This is a genomic window from Polynucleobacter sp. 35-46-11, assembly GCF_002281105.1.
In genome coordinates this window covers 1-1,967 of sequence record NZ_NCFJ01000462.1, presented here as the reverse complement: position 1 = coordinate 1,967, position 1,967 = coordinate 1, and the positions used below count along the sequence as shown (strand labels likewise).

General features: G+C 46.1%; 1 protein-coding gene. It reads left to right on the top strand.

The window, feature by feature from the left end:
- The coding region (gene metE / locus B7Y67_RS16370) for a 5-methyltetrahydropteroyltriglutamate--homocysteine S-methyltransferase (RefSeq protein ID WP_293599540.1) at positions 1–1,757 on the top strand (1,757 nt) is incomplete at its 5' end.
- Positions 1,758–1,967 lie beyond the last annotated feature (210 nt).

Sequence of the window (1,967 nt, the reverse complement as noted above, 5' to 3'; positions counted from 1 at the left end):
GTTTAAGTCTTGTTGATGATTTGGTTTACGCTTACAGCCAATTATTGGTTAAGCTTAAAGCCAAGGGTATCGACTGGGTACAAATCGACGAACCCGCCTTGGTGTTAGACTTGCCTTCAGAATGGAAACAAGCCTATCAAGCCGCTTACTTTACCCTGAATCAAACAGGCATTAAATTGCTATTAACCACCTATTTTGGCGGCTTGAACGACAACTTCCGCACAGCCATTGAACTTCCTGTCGCTGGTGTGCATTTAGATGTAACACGAGGCAGCATCAGCGAAGCGATTCAAGCCGCTGATTGGTTAAGGGGAAGCCAAATTTTATCAGTGGGTGTTGTCGATGGTCGCAATATTTGGGTCAACGACTTAGAACAGAGCCTAAGGCAACTACGCCCATTACGTGAAAAATTGGGCAATCGCTTATGGGTTAGTGCTTCTTGTTCATTACAACACGTCCCTGTTAGTCTTGCGCCTGAGCAAAGCCTGCCCAAAGAAGTGCACAGCTGGTTTGCTTTTGCACAAGAAAAGCTCACTGAAATTCGCGCCTTGCAAGTTGCTCTTACGAGTGGTGATGAAGCGGTTGCAGATATTTTGTCCGACAATACCGCTCGCATTCGTTCACGCCGCCTTTCCCCCCATACCAGCAACCCAGCGGTGAGAGAACGCCTTAAACAATGTGATGAATTGGGTGTTGACCAACGTCATGGTAACTTTGAACTGCGCAAACGACTACAACAAGAACGCTTTAACCTACCCTTGCTCCCCACCACCACCATTGGTTCTTTTCCACAAACCGCCGAAATTCGTGCTGCTCGCGCCGCCTTTAAGCAAGGCAAACTTTCACAAGCCGACTACGAAACAGCCATGAAAGCAGAAATTGAATTGGTGGTACGAGAACAAGAGGCTTTAGGGATCGACGTGTTGGTGCACGGAGAGCCTGAACGCAATGATATGGTCGAATATTTTGGTGAACAGTTAGAAGGCTACTGCTTTACGCAATTTGGTTGGGTACAATCCTACGGTTCTCGCTGCGTGAAACCCCCCATTATTTTTGGTGACGTTACCCGACCAAAACCGATGACCGTTGCTTGGAGTGCTTACGCACAAACCCTAACCAACAAACCGATGAAAGGTATGTTATCGGGTCCTATCACGATGTTGCAATGGGCATTTGTGCGTGACGATCAATCGCGCGAACTGACTGCCATGCAAATTGCTTTTGCCCTGCGCGATGAAGTGAATGATTTAGCCAATGCGGGTATCGGTATTATTCAAATTGATGAACCCGCTATTCGTGAAGGCCTACCCTTGCGCAAAAAAGACTGGGCTAACTATTTGGCATGGGCGACAAAAGCCTTCCGAATCACAGCCAGTGGCGTAGAAGACTGGGTGCAAATTCATACCCACATGTGCTATAGCGAATTTAACGATATTCTGCCCGAAATTGCCAGCATGGATGCCGATGTCATCACAATCGAAACCTCTCGTTCGGATATGGAGTTATTGCGTGGTTTTGGCGAGTTTGCTTACCCCAACGACATAGGACCTGGCGTTTACGATATCCATTCGCCGCGTGTGCCACCTGTGAGTGAAATGCTTAACCTGCTCGAAAAAGCACTTAAAGTTTTTCCACTCGATAAGTTGTGGGTAAACCCAGACTGTGGATTAAAAACACGCAAATGGCCAGAAACCAAGGCTGCTTTAGCGAATATGGTGATTGCTACAGAGCAGTTGCGACAAAAACACAGCCAGTGATATATCGCTACCCCTGAAAACTCACTTAGTGGCGTTTTTAGGGATTCAATTTGTTTTACCGCTTGTGGAGGAGATTAAAACAATCAGTGACAGATTGTTTTGTTAAAGCTTTTCCACAAGACACTCCCTAACTTCTTACCGCGTTTTCTTAGTGATGCCATTTGATGCAATTCCTAGTGTTTTTTTGATGTAATGATACCAATGGAATTA